At 46.0% G+C, this 23,858-nt stretch carries 20 protein-coding genes; 18 read left to right on the forward strand and 2 right to left on the reverse strand.

Annotated elements, in window-relative coordinates:
- Nucleotides 1-2: 2 nt before the first annotated feature.
- Entirely contained in the window at nt 3-194 is a 192-nt protein-coding gene (locus tag MD536_RS19195) for a hypothetical protein (RefSeq protein ID WP_239603098.1), read from the forward strand.
- Here MD536_RS19195 and MD536_RS19200 read toward each other — a convergent pair.
- Complete coding sequence (locus MD536_RS19200; RefSeq protein WP_239603100.1) at nt 163-1,278, reverse strand: SGNH/GDSL hydrolase family protein; 1,116 nt, start codon at nt 1,276-1,278, stop codon at nt 163-165. The two genes, MD536_RS19195 and MD536_RS19200, sit on opposite strands and share 32 nt — an antisense overlap.
- Nucleotides 1,279-1,395: 117 nt before the next feature.
- On the opposite strand from MD536_RS19200, the gene MD536_RS19205 reads away from it, so the two are divergent.
- The 6 genes from MD536_RS19205 (at nt 1,396) to MD536_RS19230 (ending at nt 10,602) form a co-directional block, all read left to right on the forward strand.
- The gene (locus MD536_RS19205) at nt 1,396-4,776 is read left to right on the forward strand and encodes a HEAT repeat domain-containing protein (RefSeq protein WP_239603102.1); all 3,381 of its coding nucleotides are present in this window, start codon (nt 1,396-1,398) and stop codon (nt 4,774-4,776) included.
- Nucleotides 4,777-4,784: 8 nt separating this feature from the next.
- Nucleotides 4,785-5,363 (forward strand): helix-turn-helix domain-containing protein, encoded by a 579-nt coding sequence (locus tag MD536_RS19210; RefSeq protein WP_239603105.1) that lies wholly within the window; start codon nt 4,785-4,787, stop codon nt 5,361-5,363.
- Between the two features lie 111 nt (nt 5,364-5,474).
- The gene (phnA, locus tag MD536_RS19215; protein WP_239603107.1) at nt 5,475-6,713 is read left to right on the forward strand and encodes a phosphonoacetate hydrolase; all 1,239 of its coding nucleotides are present in this window, start codon (nt 5,475-5,477) and stop codon (nt 6,711-6,713) included.
- Nucleotides 6,714-6,731: 18 nt separating this feature from the next.
- Entirely contained in the window at nt 6,732-8,168 is a 1,437-nt protein-coding gene (gene phnY / locus MD536_RS19220) for a phosphonoacetaldehyde dehydrogenase (RefSeq protein ID WP_239603109.1), read from the forward strand.
- 8 nt (nt 8,169-8,176) lie between these two features.
- Entirely contained in the window at nt 8,177-9,484 is a 1,308-nt protein-coding gene (locus MD536_RS19225) for a DUF5690 family protein (RefSeq protein WP_239603111.1), read from the forward strand.
- Nucleotides 9,485-9,495: 11 nt separating this feature from the next.
- Complete coding sequence (locus tag MD536_RS19230; protein WP_239603113.1) at nt 9,496-10,602, forward strand: 2-aminoethylphosphonate--pyruvate transaminase; 1,107 nt, start codon at nt 9,496-9,498, stop codon at nt 10,600-10,602.
- A gap of 49 nt (nt 10,603-10,651) precedes the next feature.
- Here MD536_RS19230 and MD536_RS19235 read toward each other — a convergent pair whose 3' ends face one another.
- Nucleotides 10,652-11,479: a hypothetical protein gene (locus MD536_RS19235; protein WP_239603115.1), complete on the reverse strand. Its 828-nt coding sequence runs from the start codon at nt 11,477-11,479 to the stop codon at nt 10,652-10,654.
- Between the two features lie 108 nt (nt 11,480-11,587).
- On the opposite strand from MD536_RS19235, the gene MD536_RS19240 reads away from it, so the two are divergent.
- The 11 genes from MD536_RS19240 to MD536_RS19290 all read left to right on the forward strand — a co-directional run bounded on the left by MD536_RS19240 (nt 11,588) and on the right by MD536_RS19290 (nt 23,844).
- On the forward strand, nt 11,588-13,078 hold the full coding sequence (locus MD536_RS19240; protein WP_239603117.1) for a glycoside hydrolase family 32 protein: 1,491 nt from the start codon (nt 11,588-11,590) through the stop codon (nt 13,076-13,078).
- 225 nt (nt 13,079-13,303) lie between these two features.
- Nucleotides 13,304-15,040, forward strand: coding sequence for a PQQ-dependent sugar dehydrogenase (locus MD536_RS19245; protein ID WP_239603119.1), 1,737 nt, complete (start codon nt 13,304-13,306; stop codon nt 15,038-15,040).
- Between the two features lie 17 nt (nt 15,041-15,057).
- A complete protein-coding gene (locus tag MD536_RS19250; protein ID WP_239603120.1) occupies nt 15,058-15,627 on the forward strand; it encodes an RNA polymerase sigma factor in 570 nt (189 codons plus the stop codon).
- A 10-nt stretch (nt 15,628-15,637) separates the two neighbouring features.
- Nucleotides 15,638-16,375, forward strand: coding sequence for a DUF4974 domain-containing protein (locus tag MD536_RS19255; protein ID WP_239603122.1), 738 nt, complete (start codon nt 15,638-15,640; stop codon nt 16,373-16,375).
- 17 nt (nt 16,376-16,392) lie between these two features.
- Nucleotides 16,393-17,580 (forward strand): selenocysteine synthase, encoded by a 1,188-nt coding sequence (locus MD536_RS19260; protein ID WP_239603125.1) that lies wholly within the window; start codon nt 16,393-16,395, stop codon nt 17,578-17,580.
- On the forward strand, nt 17,577-18,830 hold the full coding sequence (locus MD536_RS19265; RefSeq protein ID WP_239603127.1) for an amidohydrolase/deacetylase family metallohydrolase: 1,254 nt from the start codon (nt 17,577-17,579) through the stop codon (nt 18,828-18,830). The genes MD536_RS19260 and MD536_RS19265 overlap by 4 nt, the downstream gene beginning before the upstream one ends.
- Nucleotides 18,831-18,836: 6 nt before the next feature.
- On the forward strand, nt 18,837-19,934 hold the full coding sequence (locus MD536_RS19270) for a carbohydrate-binding family 9-like protein (protein ID WP_239603129.1): 1,098 nt from the start codon (nt 18,837-18,839) through the stop codon (nt 19,932-19,934).
- Nucleotides 19,935-19,972: 38 nt separating this feature from the next.
- Nucleotides 19,973-20,887 (forward strand): SMP-30/gluconolactonase/LRE family protein, encoded by a 915-nt coding sequence (locus tag MD536_RS19275; protein ID WP_239603131.1) that lies wholly within the window; start codon nt 19,973-19,975, stop codon nt 20,885-20,887.
- Nucleotides 20,888-20,894: 7 nt separating this feature from the next.
- A complete protein-coding gene (locus tag MD536_RS19280; protein WP_239603133.1) occupies nt 20,895-21,356 on the forward strand; it encodes a RidA family protein in 462 nt (153 codons plus the stop codon).
- Nucleotides 21,357-21,373: 17 nt separating this feature from the next.
- Nucleotides 21,374-22,585, forward strand: coding sequence for an aminotransferase class V-fold PLP-dependent enzyme (locus tag MD536_RS19285; RefSeq protein ID WP_239603135.1), 1,212 nt, complete (start codon nt 21,374-21,376; stop codon nt 22,583-22,585).
- The gene (locus MD536_RS19290) at nt 22,582-23,844 is read left to right on the forward strand and encodes an amidohydrolase/deacetylase family metallohydrolase (RefSeq protein ID WP_239603136.1); all 1,263 of its coding nucleotides are present in this window, start codon (nt 22,582-22,584) and stop codon (nt 23,842-23,844) included. The genes MD536_RS19285 and MD536_RS19290 overlap by 4 nt, the downstream gene beginning before the upstream one ends.
- Nucleotides 23,845-23,858: the final 14 nt, after the last annotated feature.

Consider the following 23,858-nt stretch of genomic DNA (forward strand, 5'->3'; position numbering starts at 1 on the left):
ATATGGAAAAGTCAACCAACTCCTCCACATTGGACAAAAAGAAAAAAGTAGCAAGAGCTACGAAACCCCGCTCTACTTCCAAAAAGCCTCCATACAAGGAGAACCAGAATGAGGAAAAGGGGTCCTATGAAAAGTCGAAGGATGGATACCCGGAGAATAATCCTACTTCGTCAACGAAAAAATCCGGCCAATGAGTTGTTCATAGGCCTCCGCATATTTCATCATACCTATATCGTTGGGGTGGGTGCCATCAACTGTGCTTTCCTGATCAAAATTCATGGTTGGAGCGGTTAGCAGATAAAGTTGTTGGTGCCCCTCCTTTTGTAATTGCTGATAGATGGATGCGATGGTTTCACTGGCCTGCTGGTAGGCAGCTCGTTGTTCGCTATCCAGGTTGGTGCCAGGCAATCCGCAGCAATGTTCTACTAACAGGATGGGCAGTTTGGGGTTGCCCGCCCGGAGTTTTTCCACCGCATACCGGTAACGTTTCAATAGTTCTTCTTTTGGATAAGTGACCAGGTTACTGAGATTTGGCATGCAATCCAGTACTACCAGTTTCGCGGGCTTTTCTGCTATCAGATCAATCAATTCTTTCTCCATTCTTCCATTACCCGAGAATCCCAGGTTGACCAGCGGCTGGGAGATTTTTCTGCCCAAAATATTGGTCCATGCAAGTCCGGCTCTGCTGGCGCAGGCTCCCTGCAATATAGAAGTTCCATATAAAACAACAGGTGCTTCATTGGTAGCGGCTATCCATTGCAGTGAATGCTTTTCAGGCACTCCCAGTTCCATCCATCTAACAGTATTGTATAGTGGTAAATAAAGCCTGAATTCTTTTAGTTGAATGGTGGAATCAACCGGACTGAAATTATATCGAATGGTATCACCAAAGGAATACTTCCCGCGTATCCAATGCCAGTTGCCTTTCTGATCTACTGCATACAGATCTACTCCGCTTACACCAGTAGCCGGCATGTGTGGAAACTGTAAACCTCCTGCTACCTGGTATCGTACTGTGATGCTATTGGACCTGGTAGTAAACCGGATATAGGTACCAGCTGAGTTTCTTGCCAGGTTCATGACTTCTTTTCTCACCACCGGAATGGCATGGGCAGGTAATCTGTCATATGGTTGATCAAGCCCCGATTGCCACAACCTGCCTTCAATAACAGGGATGCCCGCAGTGAGCGGGTTATACCAACTGGTGCCTTTATCGCCCTGGGCAAAACAAATAGTAACTACAATTGCCAATACAATAGAGAGGAGAAACTGCTTCATAAGGATGAAAATAGCCAATCTTTTAGCGATTTTTATCCATTTCTTAACTGGCTTTGCTGCTGACCGTAAAAAGCGTAATTTTTACATCTATTCCTAACATCCAACAATGCGCTGTCTATGAAATATGGTTGCCTTGCCGCCGGTTTGCTCTTTTTTGTGTATGCCTGTAAGGAAAAAACGGATCAGCTTCCTGTAAAAGAGTTTGAACCTTCCTATACCAACCGATTTGCTGATTCTGTAGCTAAACTCATCAATCCGCCGGTGGACAGTGGCAGTACCCTGACCATGAAGCTCTGGGGTATTGATTCACTGGTAATTTCACCGGTGGCAATTGATGTGGACGACCTGGGCAGAGTGTATTACAATAAAACCAACCGGCAGGTAAACTCCGAGTTTGATATCCGGGGGCATCGTGATTGGGAGATTGCTTCCATCTCTTTACAAACGGTGGAGGATAGACGAAAATTCCTGCATACGGAACTGGCTCCGGAGAACAGTGCTCGCAATAGCTGGCTGACTGATGTAAATGGGGATAGTTCCCGCGATTGGCGAGACCTGACAGTAGAAACAGAAGTAGTCTATCGCCTGGAAGATGCTGATGGAGATGGAGTGGCGGATCGTTCCAGGATGGTGGTGAATGATTTTCATGATGAAGTTACTGATGTGGCAGGTGGTGTGCTGGCTGATGGCAATGATCTCTATGTAGCCGTAGCACCGGATCTGTGGAGAATGAAAGATAAAAATGGCGATGGGATTCCAGATGAAAAGACCTCCATCTCAACCGGCTATGGAATTCATATCGGATTCAGCGGACATGGTATGTCGGGAGTGGAAATGGGCCCCGATGGTAAGATCTACTGGCAGATCGGGGATATCGGTTTCAATGGCAAGGGTCCTGATGGTACCAAATATGAGCATCCAAACAGTGGGGTGATTTGCCGGTCTAATCCGGATGGTTCAGACTTTGAAGTTTTTGCGCACGGACTGCGTAACACCCATGAATTTGCCTTTGATAAGTATGGGAATCTGATCAGTGAAGACAATGATGGTGATCATGCCGGTGAGCGCGAACGCCTGGTGTATATCGTGAATGGTTCAGATGCAGGCTGGCGATCCAACTGGCAATATGGTAAATACAATGACCCGGATAACAATACCTATAAAGTTTGGATGGATGAGAAAATGTACCTGCCTCGTTGGGAGGGACAAGCTGCCTATATCACCCCTTGTATTACGAATTATGTTAGCGGTCCGGCTGGTTTTGTTTACAACCCTGGTACGGCCCTGAGTCCGGAGTATAAAAATCATTTTTTTGTAGCAGAGTTTGTGGGCAATGCAGCTGGATCCGGTGTGCATGGATTTACGCTGAAACCCAAGGGCGCCAGCTTTGAATTGGGAAGCACGAAAAAAGTAGTGGGAGGGGTATTGCCAACGGGACTCGATTTTGGTCCGGATGGGGCATTGTACATCGCCGACTGGATCGATGGCTGGGGCACCGGATTGTTTGGCCGGATCTGGAAACTGGATGATGAAAAGCTGCCGGCAACAGAAATAAGAAAGCAGGTAAAAGCCTTGCTGGCGGCAGATTTCAGTAAAGAGGGAGAACAAAAATTGAGTGAGTTGCTGAGTCATGAAGATATGCGGGTACGCATGAAGGCACAGTTTGAGCTGGCAAAAAGAGGCGAGGGTTCCATGAAAGTTTTTGAAGCGGCGCTGAAACAAACCGGAAACCAACTGGCACGTATACACGCAGTTTGGGGTATCTGTCAACTGGCCAGGAAGAAGGATAGTCATGCACAGGTATTGCTGCCTTACTTAAAAGATACAGATCCCGAGATCCGCAGCCAGGCAGCAAAATGGCTGGGAGATATCAAATACAAAGCAGCAGGAGCTGCATTGCTTCCTCTATTGAAAGATGAGCAGGCAAGAGTACGGTTCTTTGCAGCCGAAGCATTGGGAAGAATAGCACATGCACCTGCTGTGCAGCCAATCATTGACATGCTGCGTGCAAACAATGATGAAGATGCTTATCTAAGACATGCGGGTAGTTTAGCGTTGGCAAGAATCGGAGATGCAAAGCCTGTTTTGGCTTTGGCGAATGATACTTCCACAGCCTTGCGCATTGCAGCAGTAGTAGCTTTACGTCGGATGGCGAACCCGGGTATCGCGGTCTTCTTAAAAGACAAGAATGAATTTATTGTAACAGAAACTGCCCGTGCGATCAATGATGATTTATCTATTCCCGAAGCTTTACCTGCCTTGGGAGATTTGTTGGCAACAACCAGTTTTAAAAATGAAGCCTTGATCCGCAGAGCGATCAATGCCAACCTGAGGGTAGGAACAGAGAAAGCGATGCAAAACCTGTTGGCCTATGCTGCCATGGAGGCACAGCCTGCATCGATGCGGGTGGAAGCCATCACGGCCCTGAGTACCTGGGTGAAGCCCTCGGTGCTGGACAGAGTAGATGGCCGGTTAAGAGGAGAAGTGAAACGTGATCCGGCTCCTGTTCAGCAGCTGGCCGGACAGCCCTTAATAACGTTAATGACTAACCGGGATGCGGCTGTGCGATTAGCAGCCACACAGGCGGTGAGCAAGTTGCAGATTCGTCCGGCTACCCAGGTATTGGGTTCTGTGCTCAAAAAAGATACCGATCCCAAAGTGCGGAGGGCTGCCCTCTTATCATTGGCTGAGCTGAAATATGAAAACATGGGCGATGCTATCAAGCAGGCACTGTCTGATAAAGAAAAAGAAGTACGGGTGGCGGGCATTGATTTGTTAGGCAAAGCAACCTTGCCAGCTGATCTGATGGCAAGCCTCTTGTCGGATGTGATCAATACCAGATCCACAGAAGAAAAGCAGGCGGCTTTACTTACCCTGGGTAAAGTGCCGGTGGCGCAATCGCAGCCGGTATTTGAGCAGCAGCTTAGCAAACTGGAAGCAGGTAGCTTGTCGCCGGATATACGTATTGAATTAGAAGAAGCTATTGATAGTACCGGATCTGCGGCATTAAAGGATCGCTTAAAAAGCGTTACTGCCAAACTGGACCAGGGCAATGCGCTGGCAGCTTATTCAGCAGCCATGTATGGCGGACAGGCGGAACGAGGTAGAAGAATCTTTTATCGCAACCAGGCAGCACAGTGTATAAGATGTCATGCGATAGATGATTATGGCGGGAATGCGGGTCCAAGGTTGAATGATATCTCCAAACGAATTACGAGGGTGCAGATCCTGGAAGCCCTGGTGAATCCGGGAGCGCGACTCGCACCTGGTTATGGAATGGTTACCCTGAAATTGAAAGGAGGAGAAACGGTTTCGGGCATTTTGCAGGAGGAAAAAGAAAAATACCTGGTGGTAAAGTCGGGAGATGCTGCACCGGTCAACTATGATAAGGCACAAATCGAAAAGCGGATAGACGCTGCTTCCAGTATGCCGAATATGGGAGATATACTTTCTAAAAAAGAAATCCGGGATCTCGTGAGTTTCCTTTCAGAGTTGTAATTTGAACGATGCAAGAAGACCTGCTCATTCAGATTGGCAATAAGATCAAGGAAGTTCGTAAGGCAAAAGGAATTACGGTACAGGCCCTGGCGGATCGCGCGGAGGTAAGCAAGGGATTGATTTCCCAGATTGAGAACAACCGGGCGATCCCATCTTTGCCTGTTTTAATGAAAGTGATTTTATCGCTGCAAATCAATCTGCCTGATTTTTTTGAAGAGCTACGATCCGTGTCAGGGGAGGCGCCGGTATTGATTGTGAAAAAATTCGACTACCGCACGATTCAAAAAGAAGCCGACAAAGGATTTGAATACAAACGTATACTCACGCGCACCATTGCTGGTGGAAGCACTGATATTGTATTGCTGGAATTGAAAAAAGGGGCCTCGCGGAAACACCTGGTACATACAGAAGCCTTTGAATATAAATACATCATCCGGGGCAGTCTGAAATATGAAATTGATGGCAAAGACTACCTGCTGGAAGAGGGGGATTCTATCTTCTTTGATGGGCGCCTGGGGCATCGGCTCTCCAACCCCGGTACCAGCGATACCCTGATGCTGGTGATTTATTTCTTCATAAGCCGCTAATCCTTCCTTAATAATTAGCTAACAGAAAAAACTTGTGTATTCCGGAGCTTTTTGTTTATTTGCTGTATATTTATACTAAACAAAAAGTTTTATATCACTAAACAACCCAACATGAATACCAAGTCCTTTGAGGTAAATGGACGGCAGTACGATCCACCTGCCAAACCTATAGTGGTGATTTGTATGGATGGATCTGCTGATGAATACCTGGATATCACCATGGCACATGGCAGGCTGCCGAATATCCAGAAAATGAGCGTGTCCGGCTACCGGGGCATGGTAAGAGGTGCACTTCCCTCTTTTACCAACGTGAATAACTCATCCATCGTAACGGGTGTGAGTCCCAAAGTGCATGGAATCTGTGGGAACTATCTCTATGATACCCAGCTGAAGCAGGAAGTGATGATGAATTCCGCTTCCTATTTGAGAAGTGGCACCATACTGGCGGCCGCGGCAGATGCGGGCAGAAAAGTAGCGGTAGTTACAGCCAAAGAAAAACTGCGGGATATACTTTCTTATAAGATGAAGGGCATCGCGATCTCTGCAGAGAAAGCCAACCTTGCACAACTGGAAACCCATGGAATTGAAAATGTGGAAGCAATCGTAGGAACAGCTACTCCTGCCATTTACAGTGCAGATGCGAGCTTGTTTGTGCTGAAAGCAGGTGTGGCCTTTATCAAGGCGGGATTAGCAGATTTTCTGTATCTCTCTCTTACCGATTACATGCAGCATACCTATGCACCGGAAGCGCCGGAATCATTGGCCTTCTATGAAGCGCAGGATAAACTCATTGGCGAACTCATGGAGCTGGGAGCAGTGGTAGGTGCAACCGCGGATCATGGTATGAATGCCAAGGTGAAAGCAGATGGAAGTCCGCAGGTATTGTTCGTAGAAGAGATGCTGGAGCAACAATTCGGCGACCTGGGATTCCGGGTAATTTGTCCGATTACCGATCCTTATGTGAAACACCACGGCGCATTGGGTTCCTATGTGGTGGTACACCTGGATGCCATCGATAGAGTAGAAGAAGTGAAAAACTGGCTGATGCAACAGCAAGGTATAACCGAAGTATACGACCGGGCGATGGCAGTACATGTGCTGGAGCAACCCGAAGACCGGATTGGTGATTTGGTGGTATTGTCTGCGCGTGATGTGGTACTCGGTCGCAGGGCCTCCTATCATGATCTGGCTGCCCTGGATGGTACCTTACGTTCCCATGGTGGCCGCTATGAGGAAATGGTACCGATGGTGCTTTCTCATCCCTTGAAGCCAGCTTATCGGATCAAGGCCGGCGGCGATCCCCGCAACTTTGACATTTTTGATTTTACCATCAACGGTACAATAGTTTAAACCTTACAAATCCTATATATGAGTGCAAATACAACCCAGTTGAAAGACTGGTATGGGTATGTGGCAGGAGAAAAAGTGGTATCAGATACGTTTCACGAAGTAAAATCTCCTTATGATAACCGGGTAGTTGGAAGAGTTGTGCTGGCCGGTAAAAAGGATGGCGAAAGAGCTATAGAAAAAGCCCTTGCCGGAGGTAAAAAACTGAATCGGTATGATCGCTATACTATTATTGATCGTACCCGCCTCTTACTGGTAGAACGAAAAGAAGAGTTTGCACAACTGATCAGTGCAGAATCCGGTCTTTGTATCCGGGATGCCAGGTATGAAACCGGTCGCGCGCACGATGTATTACTCTTTGCAGCAATGGAGGCACTCAAAGACGACGGACAGATTTTCAGTTGTGATATTTCTCCCAATGGCAAAGCGCGAAAGATCTTTACCTTGCGGGAGCCCCTGACCCTGGCCCTTTGCATCACTCCCTTTAATCACCCCTTGAACCAGGTGGTGCATAAAATTATTCCGGCGATTGCTGTAGGTACACCTGTGATTTTGAAGCCATCCGAAAAAACTCCACTCACTGCTATCAAGCTGGTGGAATTATTGTACGAAGCCGGATTACCTCCATATATGTTGAGTGTGTTATTAGGTCCCACTAAGGAAATCGCAGAACCCCTTACGCAGGATCCGAGAATTGAGCTGGTTTCCTTTACAGGAAGTGTAGCAGTAGGTAAACATATCGCATCAACTGCCGGCTATAAAAAAGTAATCCTTGAATTGGGTGGCAATGATCCATTGATTGTACTGGAAGATGCAGATATGAAACTGGCAGTAACCCTGGCGGCAGAGGGCTCTTTCAAAAACAGCGGACAACGTTGTACAGCGGTGAAGCGCATCCTGGTGCAGGAATCTATTTATGATCGCTTTGTGGAAGAGTTGGTGAAAAAAGCAGCAGACTATGTATCAGGAGATCCTGCTGATGAAAATACCATTGTAGGTACGGTGATTGATGAAGCTTCCGCCATTTACCTGGAAACTGTTGCGAAGGAAGCAGTTGCACTGGGTGCTAAAATTGTTTTTGGTGGCAAAAGGTCCGGTGCTTTACTGCAACCAACTGTTATTGCAGATGTGCCTCCAACAGCCCGGATGGTAGTGCAGGAATCTTTTGGTCCGCTGGCTCCTGTGATCAAATTCAAAACCATTGAAGAAGCTATTGAAATCAGTAATTCAACAGCCTTTGGTTTGTCTTCAGGTGTAGTTACCAATAATATGCAACACGCCATCAGGTTGGTGAAGGAATTACGAATGGGTACGGTAAACATCAATGAGGTGCCTGGCTATCGGATTGAGTCATCTCCCTTTGGTGGTGTGAAGGATTCCGGTCTTGGTATTAAAGAAGGCGTAATTGAAGCAATGAAATGTTTCAGTTACGTGAAAACCTATTCCTTACCCTGGTAATATTCTAGATGCAGGCACTCACACGTAAATTGGAAAGTTCCAAACTCTTATTCATAACCTGGTCGATGGTGGCGGCTTTTGGTGCATACTTCTGTGTGTATGCCTTTCGCAAACCCTTTAATGCAGGTACCTATGCCGGACTGGAATGGATGGGCATGAATTACAAGGCGGTGCTGATCATTGCACAGGTATTGGGTTATATGCTGAGTAAGTTTATCGGGATCAAAGTGATTTCAGAGCTGACCGCTTCAAAGCGGATAGTCCTGATCGTTAGTCTGATCTTGATTGCAGAGATCAGCCTGGTAGCATTCGGACTGGTACCGCCACCCTATAATTTCATCTTTTTGTTTTTTAATGGTCTACCCCTTGGAATGGTATGGGGAATTGTTTTCAGCTACCTGGAGGGAAGGCGGTTTACCGAAACGCTCGGCATGGGACTTAGCATCAGCCTGATTGTATCTTCCGGTATTCTGAAGACCATTTACCTGTTCATTGCCAAACTGTTTCCGGGGATTTCTGAATTCTGGATGCCGGCATTTATTGGTGCTTTGTTCCTGCCACTGTTTTTGTTTTTTGTATGGATGTTATCACGCATACCGCCACCTTCTGATACCGACAAGTTGTTGCGCGTAGAGCGACTCCCCATGACACAGGAGGACAAAAGAAAAGTAGTGCGCGAATTGGGATGGGGCATTGGTTCAATGGTAGCTTTGTATTCCTTGTTGGCAACCCTGCGTGATTTCAGGGATAATTTTTCCGTCGAAATATGGGAGGAAATTCAACCCAGCCGGGATATCACGGTGTTCAGTCAGACAGAATTGGTAACCGGGGCCGTGGTTATACTGATGGCAGGTTCTCTTTCTTTCTTCCGGAGTAATATCAAAGGTTTCTGGTTTACCTTACAATTAATGGGATTTGGGATCCTGTTAAGCGGACTTTCCTCGCTCTTGTTTCAGTACAAACTGATTGAACCCTACTGGTGGATGCTCTTATTAGGAATGGGACTTTTTCTTGCTTATATCCCCATACAGGTGGCAGTGTTTGAACGCATCATCGCCTTGTTCAAACTGAAAGCCAATGCCGGATTTTTTATTTATATCTGTGATTCCATCGGTTACCTGGGAAGTGTGGGATTACTCTTGTACAAACAATTCTTCATGCGCGATCTGCAATGGAGTAAGGTATTGCTGAACTTCAGTTATTTCACTACGCTGTTTTGTTTCGCGCTCTTATTGTTGCTCTCTTTTTTCTTCAATCGCAAGCTGGGGATACAGTCGCCGGTTGCAAAAAAATTACAGGACTTTTCAATTTATTAAACTGAATAAAAATGGCTGATAAATTATTATTTACACCCGGACCGCTATCTACTTCTCCAACTGTAAAAGAAGCCATGTTGCATGATCTGGGATCAAGAGATGATGCATTCATTGGAGTAGTAAAAGAAATCCGCTCAGAATTACTGCGACTGGGTGGTGTTTCGCAGCAGGAAGGATATGAAACCGTATTGATGCAGGGTTCCGGAACCTTTGGTGTAGAGTCGGTGATCAGCTCCGTAGTTGGTAAAAATGATCAATTACTGGTATTGGTAAATGGAGCTTATGGTGAACGCATTGTGAAAATGGCTAAGGTTCATGGAATAACTCATATCGTAAAAACATTTCCGGAAAATGAGATAGTAACTCCGAATGCGGTGCAGGAGGTATTGTTGCAGCATCCAGGTGTTACGCATGTTGCCTGTATTCATAGTGAAACCACCACCGGGCTTTTTAATCCGATTACTGAAATTGGTGCGATTTGTAAGCAGGCCGGTAAAGTGTTTATCGTGGATGCCATGAGTAGTTTTGGCGGTGTACAGATGGATATAAAAGTCATGCAGATTGATTTTCTGGTTTCTTCTTCAAATAAATGTATTGAGGGCGTACCGGGATTCTCTTTTGTATTGTGTAAAAAATCAGAACTGCTGAAAGCACAGGGACAGGCCAGGAGTCTGAGTCTGGATCTGTATGATCAGTGGAATGGTTTGGAGAAAAATGGACAGTTTCGGTTTACGCCTCCCACCCATAGTTTGCTGGCTTTTCGCCAGGCGATCCGGGAACTGGATACAGAGGGTGGAATTGTTGCACGCGAAGCCAGGTACAAGAAAAACAAAGCCATGCTGGATGCGGGCATGCAGGCGATGGGTTTCAACTATTACCTCGAGCATGATATACAGGGACATATTATCAGTTCCTTCCTCTACCCGCAGGATCCGAACTTTGATTTCATGAAGTTTTACCAGGCATTGAGTGATCGCGGACTGGTAATTTATCCGGGTAAATTAAGTCTCATGGATGCTTTCCGGATTGGCAATATTGGTTATATATTCCCAAAAGACATAGAGGCCCTGCTCAGCGCAATACAGGAAGTACTAACGGAAATGAATGTACATATCTAACAAAAAGGCTGCCGGATAAAGGGCAGCCTTTTTTGTAAACTGAAAACAACTATGGAGCGGTAGTCAGCTGAACAGCAGCTGCTGTTGCTGGCGGATTTATATCAAAGGGTTCAGAGGAGGAACGTGGAACTGGCGCGTTGCTGAATAATTTCAGGGGTAAGCCTTTTACGGATTCTACACTCAGGATTTTTACTTTTACTACCGGTAAGGAACCACTGGATCCATTGGTACGTTTGGTTACTTGTTCTACTTTTAATGCTACCATGCCCAGGTTAGCGCCCTGTAGGTTTCCATTGAGCGGACCGTAATTAATACTGATATCACTGTCATACACAACCGCTAATACAGTTTGTCCGATTAACATTTTTAAGCCGGTTGCTCTAAGGGGTGTTACATTCGGGATTTTGTCCAGCAATACCTCTCGGTCATCGTTGCCGCCACCGAGTCCGGGGCCGGCCTTGAGGAAATTTTGTGATCCGTTGCTGGTTGGTCCGGCTGCTTTCCAGCTATTGGGAATGCTTTTCAGTGCATGCCAGCCTTCATCTCCAACTTCTCCGGTGTAGAGATTAATGGATTTGCCCACATTGCTTTGGAAATAACGCAGGGTGCTTCTTTGTCCTACTGTTGCGATCTGGTCGTTTACATCTCTTTCTGAGAAATTATTGGGTGGGTTGCCGTTGTCGATGCTTTCTTCATCAATCACTAAAAGAATAGCAGAGGACCCATTACCTGTGGAGGAATTATTGCCTCTTTCTCCGGAACCGTTTAACACTTCATCGAGCGGAGCCCATTCTTCTTTCTGACAACTGCTGAAAAGGAAAGTTCCTGCGAATGCGATGGCTATCAGGGAGATTGGTTTTTTACAAACTAGTCTCATATCGGTAAATTTTGAAGTAATACAATTGGTATACTTACTATTTGCCGATAGAGAATAAAATGTAACCACAGTTTAATAAATGGGTATATTAGGATTAATATTAATGCCATGAGATTCCGGACTTTTTTTGTTTCAGTTGTTTTCCTGTTTTGCCTGGGTAAACTCAGTTCCTGCGGAGAAGCTGCTGCGCCGGAAGCTGGTCAGGTGTCTTCCGTTTATGAGGAGCCCTATCGCCCCCAACTCCATTTCACGCCCAAATCAGGTTGGATGAATGATCCCAATGGAATGGTGTATATCAATGGGGTATATCATCTCTTCTTTCAGCATTATCCGGATAGTACGGTATGGGGACCTATGCATTGGGGACATGCTACCAGTGCCGACCTGGTGCATTGGGAGGAACAGTCTATTAAACTTTTCCCGGATAGTCTGGGTTGGATTTTCTCCGGCAGTGCGGTATATGATCAACAGAATACTTCAGGATTAGGCAAAGATGGAAAAGGGCCACTGGTCGCCATCTTTACCCACCATTCTTCGGATGGAGAAAAAAGCCGGGGTAAAGATTTTCAATACCAAAGTCTGGCCTATAGCAACGATGAGGGTAAAACCTGGACCAAATACGAAGGCAATCCGGTACTGCGAAAACCGGAGGGTACTGATTTCCGGGACCCCAAAGTGTTTTGGATGGCGGGTGTCAACAAATGGATCATGACTCTGGCCGTGAAAGATCATATCGAATTTTATTCCTCACCGGATCTTAAAAGCTGGAGCTATGAATCATCCTTTGGTGCGGATAGAGGTGCGCATGGTGGCGTGTGGGAATGTCCGGACCTGGTTTCATTTCGTGCAGATGGAAAAGAAAAATGGGTATTAATCGTAAACATGAATCCGGGTGCACCTAATGGGGGATCCGGTACCCAATATTTTGTCGGAGATTTTGATGGCAGGAATTTCACTGCTTCGCATACAGATACCCGTTGGATGGATTTTGGTCCGGATAATTATGCCGGTGTAACCTGGTCCAATACTGCTAATCGTACATTATTGATTGGCTGGATGAGTAACTGGGCTTATGCCAACCAGGTGCCTACTCAAAACTGGAGAAGTGCAACTACGCTGGTACGGGAACTGGCACTTCAAAAAGTTGGCAATGAGTATTACCTGCAATCAACTTTGTTGAACGAGTTGAATCAATTGGCGGGATCAACTACTACAGCGCCAGCAACCCTTCAATTACCTGCCCGGTTTGAATTGGATGCCACCCCGCTGCAACCGGTAGAATGGATTTTTTCCAATGAAGCAGGAGAAGAACTCAGATTGGGTTTTGACAAGGTGAGCAATCGTTATTACATAGACCGGACGAAAGCAGGAGTTTCTGATTTTCATCCGGATTTTGCAAAACGGCTATACGCGCCACGCATAGCAGCCGGAGATTCATTGAAGTGGACGGTAGTGATGGATCATAGTTCAGTTGAACTGCTGGCGGATGATGGTCTCACTGTTATGACGGCGCTGTTTTTCCCGACCAGCTTGTATTCCAGCCTGAATGCACCTGCTGTTCGGTATACACCACTAGAGAGCATTTGGAAAAAGAAATAAGAGAATAGGGATAGTTTATGTTTTCTGCTTATGTGAAATACTAGGTGAATCAGCGGAATATAAAATCCTAAAAATAAAGTAGGGGATTAGCCCTATTTCGGACTCCTAGGGTGGATTGTTGCCATTTGTATTCCTCAGGAGATTTATCGATTTACCTGATTACAAAACAAGGCTTCCTGTAACATACCTATGGCACGCCTGTTCCAAAATTAAATTGCTCCCAACATGCCGCGGATCAAATTGCTCGGATTAGTAGTATTGCTGATATGTACTTCGGGTATCAATCCCACCACTATGCCCAAAGCCGATCCTGAAAATGGTGGACTCTTTCTGCCGGATGGATTTGAAGCTCTTGTAGTGGTGGACAGCCTGCGTGAACGAGCCCGCCACATTACGGTGAATACTAACGGTGATATCTATGTGAAACTTCGGTTCCCGGACAGTATTGGTGGGAACGCTGCCATACGTGATGCCAATGGCGATGGCAAAGCTGATCAGGTAGTTAAATTTGGTAATTACGAGGATAAGGGTAGTTATGGCACTGCCATGAAAGTGCACAACGGTTATATTTATTTCAGTTCAGAATTATATGTATTCCGCCAGAAACTGGAACCTGGTAAACTGGTGCCAACCGGGCCCATTGAAACAGTGGTAATTGATGATCATGCGCACGGTCGGCATGAACATATCGCCAAACCAATTGCATTTGACAAAAAAGGGAATATCTATGTGGCATTTGGTGCACCCAACAACAATTGCCAGGAAAAAAACCGGGTACCAGGATCACCAGGTATCAATCCCTGTCCCTGGCTCGACGACCATGGTGGTGTCTGGAAATTTGATGCCAATAAACTCAACCAGCGCCAGGAAGATGGTGTACGATATGCTACCGGCTTACGCAGCATCGTAGGCATGGATTGGAACAATGCGGATGACGCACTCTATGTGGTGCATCATGGCAGGGATGATCTCTATCGCCTTTACCCTGATATTTATACACCCTGGCAAAGTGCCATGTTGCCATCTGAGGAGTTTCTTAAAATAAAAGAAGGCGATGACGCCGGCTGGCCATATTACTACTATGATCAACTGGTTGGAAAGCGCATACTCGCACCGGAGTATGGGGGCGATGGAAAAATTGCCGACAGCTCCGGTAAATATGTAGATCCTCTTATCGGTTTTCCCGGTCACTGGGCTCCAAACGATTTGTTCTTTTATACAGGTAATCAGTTTCCTTCACACTATAAGAATGGAGCTTTCATAGCCTTTCATGGTTCTACTAACAGGGCCCCTTATCCGCAGTCGGGTTATATCATTGTTTTTGTTCCCTTCAAAAACAATCAGCCTACCGGTGATTGGGAAGTATTTGCCGATGGTTTTGCAGAAGTGGATCCAATCGTCAATGTAAATAATGCACGCTATCGCCCTATGGGCATCAGTATGGGGCCGGATGGTTCCATGTATTTCAGTGATACCGAACACGGAAAAATCTGGCGGGTAATGTATACCGGCAAAAAGAAGTTTGGCAAAAAGCAGCTGGCTTCCATGGAAGCAAGAAAACTACAGGCGCATATTCGTACACCGGATATAAAGAAAGATGATCTCGAAGCCGGACTGGTTTCCAATAGTGAAAAAATATACAACCGGTATTGCAGTGGCTGTCACCAGAAAAATGGCCAGGGAGATGGAAACCGCTTTCCTCCTTTAGGAAATACCGATTGGGTGACTGGTGATAAGAATCGCCTGATACGCCTGGTATTGATGGGAATGGATGGCCCCATCGAGGTAAATGGCAAACCCTATAATTCCAATATGCCGCAACACCGGTTTTTGAAAGATGAGGACATCGCACAAGTGCTGACCTATATACGTTCCCAATTTGGTAATTCAGCCAGTGCGATCAGTCCGGATGAAGTAAGTGAAGTGAGAAAAGAAATCAATACTCAAACAGGATCCAAATAACGCTTAAACTAAAACTCATGGAGGAGGCAACTATTCGGGATGAAGAACTGCTGATCCGGATGCGGAATAACAATGAGGAAGCACTGGCTATCTTGTATCGCCGGTACTGGGAGATTTTATTTCGCAAAGCGTATGCCCTCTTGAAGGATGAACCTGCATGTGAGGATATTATCCAGGAAATTTTTGTGCGTATCTGGAATAACCGGCATTCATTGGTGATCACTGCTTCCTTAGCTGCTTACCTTTCTGCATCGGTTCGGTATGAAGTGATTCGGAAAATTAAAACAGGTAAAGTTCATGCAGATGTTTTTGCTGCATTGGCCCATCAATACCAACAAGTCAGCAGCCAGGACCAGATGGAAGAGAAGGAATTATTGCATCATATCAATTCCATCGTGAATCAGTTATCTACAAAATGCAAACAAGTATATAAGCTGAGCAGGGAAGAACAATTAAGTCATAAGGAAATTGCAGCACTTCTTCAGATATCACCTAAAACAGTAGAAAATCATTTAACCAAAGCACTCAGAGAACTAAGATATTCATTGGGTTATACCCTGCTGATTATTTTCCTGCATATTTTTTAAGCACATACCTATGCCGGATAAACAATCCTTCCAATCTGTCATTGACCGCTTTTTAAGTGGAGAACTGGATGAAGCATCCCTGCTTCAACTGATGGAAACTATGGAGCGAAGTGAATTGGATGGGGATACAAATCCTGGTATCACTAACCTGGAAACAAGAAGGGAACAACAGCTCGAAAAATTATTGAATAAAGTACAACAGGCTGAAAAATCATCTTATCGCAAACCTTCCATTAATTGGGTAAGACATTTTGCCATAACCTGTTTTGGATTGCTGTTTACTGCTTCCCTCTATTTTTACCTGAAACCTGCTTCCCTGGTGCATCGCTGTACCCAGGCGGATCTGCGGGTAGGAGAGGAGCCGGTTTCTGCCATGCTGGCGGCACTTTATGTAGAGCCCAAACTGCAACAGTTGTCCAAAGTCAGTTTTGTAAATACCACCGAAGATGGCTACCTGCGGTTTGAATCCAAATTGATTGAATCAGAATTGCTGCTGAAAGAAATAACGCAGGATCAGGATGCCCGTTACCTGGTTTTTGAGGATCAGGATATCAACCAGCTCCTGGCAGTGTTGAAAGAAAAGTACCAGGTTGATTTTACGGTTACCGGTCAGCTTCCCGAACAACAATTTTCCGGATTTATATCAACGGGCCTGAATCTTAAAATGGTAGTGAAGTTGCTGGTTTCCTCCGGCCTCTTTGAAGTGAGTATAGAGGGGAAACAAGTGCTGCTGAGCTCGAGGATTTAACTATTAAAAATGCCAACATGAAAAGAAGAGAGTTACTGAAATATTTATCTGTTGCGCCAGCAGGAGCCGCTTTGCCGCTCGGTGGATTTGCCATGCCGGCGCCTAAGAAGGATTATATAACCGAGTTGGGATTGCGATCCTTTATCAATGCTGCAGGAACCTATACGGCCATGACAGCCTCCCTGATGTATCCGGAAGTGATGGAAGCCATCAATGCGGTTTCAAAATCCTATGTAATGCTGGATGAAGTACAGGATAAAGTGGGAGAGCGGATTGCTAAAATATGTCGCGCAGAAGCGGCAACTGTTACCGCCGGCTGCTGGTCGGCAATGGTGCTTGGAACTGCAGGTGTGCTCACCGGAACCGATCCCAAAAAGATTGCCCAATTGCCCCGCCTGGATGGAATGAAATCAGTGGTGCTGGTTCAAAAATCACATAACAGCGGATATGTGCATGCACTAACGAATACGGGTGTACGAATTGTTGAAATTGAAACATTGGAGGAGCTGCATAATGCCATCAATGAGCAGACCGCAATGCTCTGGTTTCTGAATGCCCACGCCAACCTGGGAAAGATCTCCCATGAAGAATGGGTGGCTGCAGGTAAGAAACACGGGATCCCAACCATGATTGATATCGCGGCGGATGTACCACCGGTGGAGAATCTCTGGCGCTTTAACGAGATGGGATTTGACCTGGTTTGTATTTCCGGTGGAAAGGCATTACGAGGTCCCCAGAGTGCCGGCATCCTCATGGGAAGAAAGGACCTGATCAAGGCAGCGCGGTTAAGTGCTCCTCCAAGAGGCGGAACCATTGGAAGAGGCATGAAAGTAAACAAGGAAGAAATTGTAGGCATGCTGGCCGCACTGGAAAAATATGTCAGCATTGATCACGATAAGGAATGGAAAGACTGGATGCACCAGGTAGAATACATTGCAGCACAGGCCAAACAGCGCAAGGGCATCCAGACAGAAATTGTGATTCCGCCTTTGGCCAATCATACGCCCACGCTGAATATTCAATGGAGTACAGGTGATATCTCTCTCAAGCCTGCTGAATTGCAGCTTGCTCTTCGTAATGGTGCTCCCTCTATTGAAGTGCTGGCAAATGACAAAGGCATCAGCCTCACTGTTTTTATGCTGCGCGAAGGGGAATATAAAATCGTGGCCAAACGCATCCTGGAAGAATTAAAAAAATCAGTATGAGAAAAAGTATTCAACTCCTGATTGGCCTGTTGCTTTTTTCCGGCTGGGTGCAGGCTCAATCCTATTCCATCGTAATTAAAGGTGGGAGGGTAATCGATCCCAAAAATGGCATTGATGCCATACTGGATGTGGGCATCCGCGATGGTAAAATTGTGGCGGTTCAAAAACAGTTGGATACGACAGGCGCCAAACAGGTGGTGATGGCTGCGGGTATGCTGGTGGTACCCGGACTCATAGACATTCATGGTCATTATTTCTTTGGAACGGAACCTGATCATTATTTGAGCAATGGCTTAACAGCAGTGGCTCCGGATGGCTTCACCCTGCGTAATGGAGTTACTACTTCCGTTGATTGTGGTGGTGCAGGATGGAAAAATTTTACTGTTTTCAAACGAAATATTATTGATAACAGTAAAACACGGATCCTCTCTTTTCTGAACATCGTGGGAGAGGGGATGCGGGGTGGTGCCTGGGAACAGGATACCACTGATATGAATGCCCGAATGGCGGCTGCAGTTGCCAAACAATTCCCGGATCATATCGTAGGTTTTAAAGTAGCTCACTATGAACGAAGAGAATGGATCCCGGTGGATCGGGCTGTGGAAGCAGGCCGACTGACCAACCTGCCGGTGATCATTGACTTTGGTGGCAGTGATCCTCCGCCCCTCTCCATTGAAGAATTGTTCTTTCAGCATTTGCGTCCGGGTGATATCTATACCCATGCTTTTACAGAGCTTAACAGACGTGAACCCATTGTAGATCCAGCAACCCGGAAGCTCAAGCCCTTTGTAAAAAAAGCACAGGAACGCGGGATCATTTTCGATGTGGGTTATGGCGGTGCCAGTTTTGTGCTATCACAGGCGCAACCAGCCGCGGCAGCAGGGTTCTATCCCAATACCATCAGTACCGATTTGCATATCGGCAGTATGAATGCTTCCATGAAAGATATGCTTAATGTGATGAATACGTTTCTTGCCCTGAAAATGGATTTGAAAGAACTAATTAAAGCCAGTACCTGGTCGCCTGCATTGGCGATTCAGCGTAAAGATCTGGGGCATCTCAGTGTTGGCGCAGAAGCGGATGTGGCAATATTGCAACAGATGCCCGGGAACTTTGGATTCTGGGATCGGAGCGGTGCAAAGATCACCTCCAACCAAAAACTGGTTTGCGAGATGACGATCCTTGGAGGAAAGATTGTATACGACCTGAACGGAATTGCACGACCTATTGTGTTATCTTATTCGAAATAAAGCCAGTTGAAAAAAACAATCATAAATCAATTGCTGGCGGTATGTCTTTTCTTCGTTTGTACAGTACCGGTAGCTGCACAAAAAGCGGCCTATTTGCCGGATGGAGTAACCGAGGAAAAATTAAAGCCGCTGTTAACTTCACCTCCGCAATACCGGGCTGTTAAAACAAACCAGCCGATTCAGGTAGATGGAGTTGCCAATGAAACAATTTGGCAGAAAATTCCGTTCACATCGAATTTCCGGGATATTGCAGGTGGTCCGACAGGGAACAAATCAGCACTCAAGCTCTGCTGGGATGAACAGTATCTCTATGTGTTTGCACAATTGGAGCAGCCACAGTTATGGGCAAGTCTGACTAAAAAAGACACCGCCGTATTTATGGATAACGCACTGGAGTTTTTCATAGATATGGACGGGGATATGCAGCAGTATATTGAATTCCAGATTAATGCATTTGGTACCACCTGGGATTTAATGCTATCCAAAGCTTACCGCGATGGAGGAAAGGGGGATTCCGATTTTGAATTTCCCGGATTAAAAAAAGCAGTTCGACTGCGCGGAACATTGAATCAGCCTGGTGATATTGATGAAGGATGGGATGTGGAATTGGCTATACCACTGGCACCGCGTAACGGACAAATTGCGCGTATGAATTTTTCTCATGTAAACTGGAAACTGGATGTCGTGAATGGAGTGTATCAAAAACAGAAGGATGCATCCGGCCGCATAGCGCAACCTCATTACATTGTTTGGTCACCCCAGGGTAGAGTGGATCTGCATATGCCGGAACGCTGGGGATATGTACTGTTTTCAGAAGAGGCTGGTCCCGCTGCCTTTATTTCTGCTGAAACACTTGAAATGCAGCAATCGCTTTGGAAATATTATTACCTTCAGAGAGATCACCGGGAACAACACAAACAATATGCATCTGGGATGGAAGAGCTTAGAAAAAAATATCCGGGCCTCAACTGGAAGGATGCAAAGCAGGTGCAACTATTGAAAGATCCTACCGGTTTTGTGTTGGTTGGTAAAGAAAGAAAATCCGGTAGGGAATGGCGACTGGATGCAGAAGGCCGATTGCAACAGATTAAAATCAGTAACTAACTAGGGGAAAATAGTTCCCCTGTACTCAGTAAGAAATAATGAAAGGAAAAGCAAAGACAGGTTTATTGGTAGCAGCGTTGTTGATTACAATCTCAGCAACAGCGCAGCCTGAAGTATTGCATAAATCAACCCTGCTTACACCGGTGAATTCCTTTACCAGCGGAGTTGAAGGTCCTGCAGTAGATAGCAAGGGAAATCTTTATGCTGTGAATTATGAAAGACAGGGCACGATTGGCCAGGTGAAACCAGATGGTACAGCAACCGTTTGGCTGGTGCTTCCGGAAGGCAGTATCGCCAATGGGATCCGGATTAACAGCAAAGGCCAATTAGTACTGGCTGATTATACGAAACACAATGTGTGGAAAGTGGATCCGCGTACCAAAAAGATCAGTCTGCTGGCGCATGAGCCACGCATGAACCAGCCCAACGACCTGGCGATTGATAATAAAGACCGGATATATGCAAGTGATCCCAACTGGAAAAATGGTACCGGGCAACTGTGGAGAATCGATCCAAATGGTACTACGCATTTGCTGGATACTATGGGTACAACCAATGGGGTAGAAGTGAGTCCGGATAATAAAAAACTATATGTAGGAGAATCCTTACAGCGTAAAATATGGGTCTATGATCTGGCTACCGACGGCTCTGTCAAAAACAAACAATTGTTTTATGAGTTTACCGATCATGGCCTGGATGGCATGCGCTGCGATCAGATGGGAAATCTCTATGTGACAAGATTTGGAAAAGGTACGATCCTGCTGCTGGCTCCGGATGGCACTAAACTGGAGGAGATAACGCTGATGGGTAAACGCCCGACGAATATCGCCTTTGGTGGGCCGGATGGCAGAACAGCGTATGTTACCATGCAAGATCAGGGAAATGTAGAACAGTTTCGGGTGGAATTTCCGGGAAGGGAATTTAAAGGAGGCAATAAACAAACATCAAAATAATAATACCATGGCTACACAAAGAAGATCTGTATTAAAATCGCTGTTTGCATCCATTCTGGGTGTTACCGGTATATCTGCTGCAGCTAAAGCTGCTGGGAACAGTGCCCCTGAAAAGGAAGTTAAAAATGTAACGGATTTTCAGGGGGTGCCCCTGTTTTCCGGATCTACCACCTATAATGGTTTGGTTTTCATTGCCGGTAAGGGCGCCCATTTCGATGGAGATGTAAAAGCACATACAGACCATGTATTAAAAGAACTGGAAAAAGAACTGATTAAAGCAGGCTCCTCCATGGAAAAAGTGCTGAAGGTGAATGTATACCTGAATGATATCGCTGATTATAAAGCGATGAATGAAGTGTATATGGGCCGGTTTGGCAAAAATCCTCCGGTTCGTACAACCGTTGCAGTTGCAAAAGGTGGTGTACCTGGAGATTCTTTAGTAGAAATCGATTGTATCGCATATAAATAACCCCACAATAACAACCCATGAAAAGAAGGGATGTAATTAAAGGCCTTGGCCTTCTGCCAGTAGGCGGATTAGCAGGTGGTCTGGACGCTTTTGCAGGAACCGGTTCTCCATTGGCAGCACCAAAGCGGGATCTGTTCAAAGAACTTGGTGTACGTACGTTTATCAATGCAACCGGTACCCTTACGTATATGACGGGTTCATTGATGCATGATTATGTACTGGATGCCATCAATTATGGAGCTGACCAGTTCTGCATGCTGGATGAATTGCAGGATAAAGTGGGTGAACGCATCGCGAAGATGGTGCACTCCGAATCAGCTGTTGTAACATCCGGAGCTTTCTCGGCAATGACGCTTGGTCTGGCAGGTATCCTTACCGGAATGGATCAGAAAAAAGTGGAAGCCCTTCCTCATATTGAAGGCACTGGTATGAAATCGGAAGTGATTTGCCAGAAAGCCCACGACATCGTGTACAATCATGCCTTTATCAATACCGGTTGCAAGATTGTGGCCATTGAAACGGTAGAAGAACTGGAGCGTGCTATCAATGAAAAAACAGCCCTGATGCATTTTCTGAACATCTCACAGGGAGGTAAGATTTCGCAGGAAGAATGGGTAGCCCTGGGTAAAAAACATGGTATCCCCACCAGTATTGATATCGCTGCAGATGTGCCTCCGGTTTCGAATCTCTGGAAGTTCAATGATATGGGTTTTGATATGGTGCAGATTTCTGGTGGTAAAGCAATTCGCGGTCCGCAAAGCGCAGGTTTATTAATGGGACGTAAGTCCATCATACAGGCTGCCCGCCTGCATATGCCACCACGTGGTTTCAACATCGGCCGGGGTATGAAAGTGAACAAGGAAGAAATCCTGGGCATGTATGTAGCACTGGAGCAATACATTGCCAGAGACCACGATAAGGAATGGAAGCAGTGGGAAAAAAGCATTGCGCTGATTGAAGCTGCTGCGAAATCTGTGAAGGATGTGGAAACAAAAATCTGGGTTCCTCAGGGTGGTAATATCACACCGAATCTTTCCATTAGCTGGGAGAAATCCGGCAAAACACCGGAAGGAAAAGAGTTGCAGGAACGGCTTAGGAATGGAAGTCCCTCTATTGAAGTAGGTGGTGGTAAAAAAGGTATCAATGTTACTGCCTGGATGCTCAAGCCGGGAGAAGACAAGATCGTTGCCCGTAGAATTAAAGAAGAATTACAAAGCCTCTTAGCATGATGAAAAAATTGCTTGCCCTTTGCCTGTCCGGACTGATAATTTCTTCCGCGATTCAGGCGCAGACTTATGCCATTGTGATCAAAGGTGGACATGTGATTGATCCTAAGAATGGAATCAATGGAATCATGGATATCGCTATTGATAAAGGAAAGATTGTAAAAATAGCCAAATCAATTCCAACCGATGCGGTGCAGGTGATTGATGCCAAAGGGCTGTATGTTACACCCGGACTCATCGATATGCATACGCATAATTTCTGGGGAAATAATGCAGATCAGGCTTATATGAATGCGCCCAGTGCGTTACCTCCGGATGGGTTCACCTTTCGGGTAGGTGTTACAACCGTAGTGGATGCAGGATCTCCTGGCTGGAGAAACTTTGATCTGTACAAAAAACAGACCATCCAGCAATCGCAAACCAGGGTGCTGGCTTTTCTGAATATTGTTGGTCATGGTATGCGCGGGGGCAAATACGAGTCAGATACAACTGATATGATTCCGGAAGAAGCGGCACGCGTGGCACTTGCCAATAAAGAACATATTGTCGGATTTAAAGTGGCGCATTACAGTCGCCCTGACTGGATACCGGTTGACAACGCTGTGAAAGCAGGTAATCTGGCAGGTGGTATTCCGGTAATGATCGACTTTGGTGGTGCCGAACCGCCGCTCTCACTTAAGTCGCTGTTCCTCGAACATTTGCGTCCGGGTGATATTTTTACGCACTGTTATGCACAAGTGAACGGACGTGAATTCATTGCAGATACGACTACCAAAAAAGTCAAATCCTTTGTGTATGACGCACGAAAAAGAGGGATTGTGTTTGATGTAGGTTATGGTGGTATCAGTTTCTCTTACTCACAGGCACTGATAGCCGCAAAGGAGAAATTTTTCCCAACCACCATTTCAACGGACCTGCATGTGGGCAGTATGAATGCCGCAATGAAGGATCAGCTTACCTGCATGTCGAAGTTTTTGCAAATGGGTATGCCACTGCAGGAGGTAATCAAAGCCAGTACCTGGACACCCGCACAGGTAATCAAACGCGAGGAGCTGGGGCATCTGTCAGAAGGTGCTGTAGCAGATATTGCGATCCTGGGTGTGCGCAAAGGAAATTTCGGGCTCTTTGATTATACCGGTTATAAAGTAAAGGCAACTGATAAACTCGAATGTGAACTTACGATTCGCGCCGGACGAATTGTATACGACCTGAATGCCCGGGCAACCCCGGTAACCCTGCATGGATTACCGCCCCGGAAATAAGAACTCTAAATTTT

The organism is Flavihumibacter cheonanensis, assembly GCF_022352215.1.
GTDB lineage: Bacteria > Bacteroidota > Bacteroidia > Chitinophagales > Chitinophagaceae > Flavihumibacter > Flavihumibacter cheonanensis.

Bases quoted from the DNA above. Each gene is read 5' to 3' on its own strand.
- MD536_RS19245 (WP_239603119.1), top strand. From the start codon at position 13,304: ATGCCGCGGATCAAATTGCTCGGATTAGTAGTATTGCTGATATGTACT.
- MD536_RS19255 (WP_239603122.1), top strand. From the start codon at position 15,638: ATGCCGGATAAACAATCCTTCCAATCTGTCATTGACCGCTTTTTAAGT.
- MD536_RS19290 (WP_239603136.1), top strand. From the start codon at position 22,582: ATGATGAAAAAATTGCTTGCCCTTTGCCTGTCCGGACTGATAATTTCT.
- MD536_RS19195 (WP_239603098.1), top strand. From the start codon at position 3: ATGGAAAAGTCAACCAACTCCTCCACATTGGACAAAAAGAAAAAAGTA.
- MD536_RS19210 (WP_239603105.1), top strand. From the start codon at position 4,785: ATGCAAGAAGACCTGCTCATTCAGATTGGCAATAAGATCAAGGAAGTT.
- MD536_RS19260 (WP_239603125.1), top strand. From the start codon at position 16,393: ATGAAAAGAAGAGAGTTACTGAAATATTTATCTGTTGCGCCAGCAGGA.
- MD536_RS19265 (WP_239603127.1), top strand. From the start codon at position 17,577: ATGAGAAAAAGTATTCAACTCCTGATTGGCCTGTTGCTTTTTTCCGGC.
- MD536_RS19230 (WP_239603113.1), top strand. From the start codon at position 9,496: ATGGCTGATAAATTATTATTTACACCCGGACCGCTATCTACTTCTCCA.
- MD536_RS19225 (WP_239603111.1), top strand. From the start codon at position 8,177: ATGCAGGCACTCACACGTAAATTGGAAAGTTCCAAACTCTTATTCATA.
- phnY (WP_239603109.1), top strand. From the start codon at position 6,732: ATGAGTGCAAATACAACCCAGTTGAAAGACTGGTATGGGTATGTGGCA.
- MD536_RS19275 (WP_239603131.1), top strand. From the start codon at position 19,973: ATGAAAGGAAAAGCAAAGACAGGTTTATTGGTAGCAGCGTTGTTGATT.
- MD536_RS19235 (WP_239603115.1), bottom strand. From the start codon at position 11,479: ATGAGACTAGTTTGTAAAAAACCAATCTCCCTGATAGCCATCGCATTC.
- MD536_RS19240 (WP_239603117.1), top strand. From the start codon at position 11,588: ATGAGATTCCGGACTTTTTTTGTTTCAGTTGTTTTCCTGTTTTGCCTG.
- MD536_RS19280 (WP_239603133.1), top strand. From the start codon at position 20,895: ATGGCTACACAAAGAAGATCTGTATTAAAATCGCTGTTTGCATCCATT.
- MD536_RS19250 (WP_239603120.1), top strand. From the start codon at position 15,058: ATGGAGGAGGCAACTATTCGGGATGAAGAACTGCTGATCCGGATGCGG.
- MD536_RS19205 (WP_239603102.1), top strand. From the start codon at position 1,396: ATGAAATATGGTTGCCTTGCCGCCGGTTTGCTCTTTTTTGTGTATGCC.
- phnA (WP_239603107.1), top strand. From the start codon at position 5,475: ATGAATACCAAGTCCTTTGAGGTAAATGGACGGCAGTACGATCCACCT.
- MD536_RS19200 (WP_239603100.1), bottom strand. From the start codon at position 1,278: ATGAAGCAGTTTCTCCTCTCTATTGTATTGGCAATTGTAGTTACTATT.
- MD536_RS19285 (WP_239603135.1), top strand. From the start codon at position 21,374: ATGAAAAGAAGGGATGTAATTAAAGGCCTTGGCCTTCTGCCAGTAGGC.